Raw genomic sequence first — 2,037 nt, 5'->3', positions numbered from 1 at the left:
CTTAATCATAACATTGAATAAATCAATTAAAAATAAATGAAGAAATCTACAATAACAAAGTATACAAAAATACTACAGGATGTCAAGAAGAGTGGACAAAAGCTACATGCTTTCTGTACACAACACGGTCTCAACTATAACAGCATTGTAGCAACTATCTCTATGCTAAAGAGACAGAATGATGAGGAGACTGAAGAGGTTAGAAATCTTATAAGTTTATATAATGAAGTAGTTTCTAAGAAAAAAGAAATTCTGGTAGAGAAGGAAGTAGATACTGATGACAGAGCCGATACTTCTTACATTAGGGACGAAAATGGACACATCAGATATTACGGATACCAAATCTATAGAAGGGATAAAGCTCCTGTATGTGGTAAGCTTACTAGGGAGGAAATGAATACTATTCATAGATTATACTCCTATTATGGAGATTCCCTAACACAAAGAGTAGTATCTAGACACTTTGTCGATCTATCTCTTATTGACTTTAAGAAAATATTAAGGGCTTTTAATATAACTAAAGCTTCAGCTCCGTTTGCTCCTCATATGTTAGAAGAATGCTCTGAGGATGAACTTAGAGAAATTCAACTTCGAGAGAAAGAGAATAGCTTCCTTAGAAAGGCAGAAGAGGATCAAATTAGAAATAACGAGAAACTTCTCAAGAAATATGCTCAAGAGAACCTTGAACTGAAGAGACAACTTAGAGCTGCTTCCGAATTTACTATAAGTATTCCAGATAACATAAGTCCTATTATAATAGAGGATACTCCAAACTCAAACCCTAGTATAAATCTGTATATATCTGATCTTCATCTAGGGGCAATGGTTACTTCTGGGACTATGTATGGAGAAAATAAGAACTACGGTTTCGAAGAAGCCAAAAGAAGATTATCTGAGGTACTTATTAGGCTGAAGAGGATTGGGAGTTATAGCACAATTAATGTCGTCCTTATGGGAGATAATGTAGACTGTTCTGGATTCTTTGGAAAGACTGCTAGATTAGATCATGATATGCCGGAGAATATGGACGCTAGAGAACAGGCTAATAGGTTTATAGAATTAATGATGTGGTTCGTAAGCACCCTAGCTGCTAAGGAGAATAATTTCTGCTCTAAGCTAAATATCTTCTCAGTTCCTTGTGGAAATCATGGAGGAAATTTCGAATATATGTGCAATAAAGCGTTACTGGCTCTAGTAGGTGCCCAATTCCCTAGTGTAACTACTACCTTCTGGGAAGAGTTCTTTGGAATATTTGAGCAAGATGGGGAAACTTTTGTGTGCTGTCATGGTAAGGATGACCAATATATGAAGAAAGGTCTCCCTCTTAACTTGGATGATAAATCAAAAGTTATGCTCTATGAGTGGTTACATGACCAAGGTATTCACACAGATAAAGTACATTTTATAAAGGGGGATCTTCATTCTAATTCTCTAAACTCATGTAAGAGACTAGACTATAGAAATGTACTTAGTCTGTTTGGTGCATCAGATTATTCTAATTACAACTTTAGTAGAAATTCCTATGGACTGTCTTATGACCTAATGGTTAGCGGCAATCTACTAAGAGGAACATTTGAAAACCTATAAAAAATTACAAAAATGAAGAACAAAAAGAAAATTCTCGATTTTTATGGCAAGAACTATAAGCCAAACAAGAATGCAGTTCCTGTAGAATATAAAGGAACTAAGTACTTATCAAAGGCACAGTGTATGGCATTAGAGGGTATAACCCGTAAGGAACTCGATGAGTACTTGAATCAGCCAAAGGAGATAGAACAAGTAAATGCTCCTTTAGACGACGAGCTTGATGTACTCGACCTCTAAAGTTTATGTAGTATCTAAGTGTGGAGGAGAATACGAAGACAGATGGGAACACATCGTTGGAGTATGCTCCTCCCCTGAATTAGCAGACCTGTTAAAACATAAGATAGAAGAACAACACACTTCTGACTATGATTCAGATGAGGAATGGGAAGAAGATTTTTGTGAAGTTAGAATACAAGAGGTTAATCTTTTTGATAATCTATCCGATGTAGA

General features: G+C 35.7%; 3 protein-coding genes. All 3 read left to right on the top strand.

The window, feature by feature from the left end; genetic code table 11:
- Positions 1-36: 36 nt before the first annotated feature.
- A complete protein-coding gene (locus tag ACI3VO_RS17030; protein ID WP_439759046.1) occupies positions 37-1,587 on the top strand; it encodes a hypothetical protein in 1,551 nt (516 codons plus the stop codon).
- Positions 1,588-1,599: 12 nt separating this feature from the next.
- Positions 1,600-1,824 (top strand): hypothetical protein, encoded by a 225-nt coding sequence (locus ACI3VO_RS17025; RefSeq protein ID WP_439759045.1) that lies wholly within the window; start codon positions 1,600-1,602, stop codon positions 1,822-1,824.
- Positions 1,808-2,037, top strand: a 230-nt coding sequence (locus tag ACI3VO_RS17020) for a hypothetical protein (protein ID WP_439759044.1), incomplete at its 3' end; no start/stop codon positions are given. The genes ACI3VO_RS17025 and ACI3VO_RS17020, both read left to right, overlap by 17 nt.

It is taken from the genome of Intestinibacter sp., assembly GCF_051866655.1.
Taxonomy (GTDB): Bacteria; Bacillota; Clostridia; order Peptostreptococcales; family Peptostreptococcaceae; genus Intestinibacter.
This window is presented reverse-complemented; position numbering and strand designations above follow the sequence as displayed.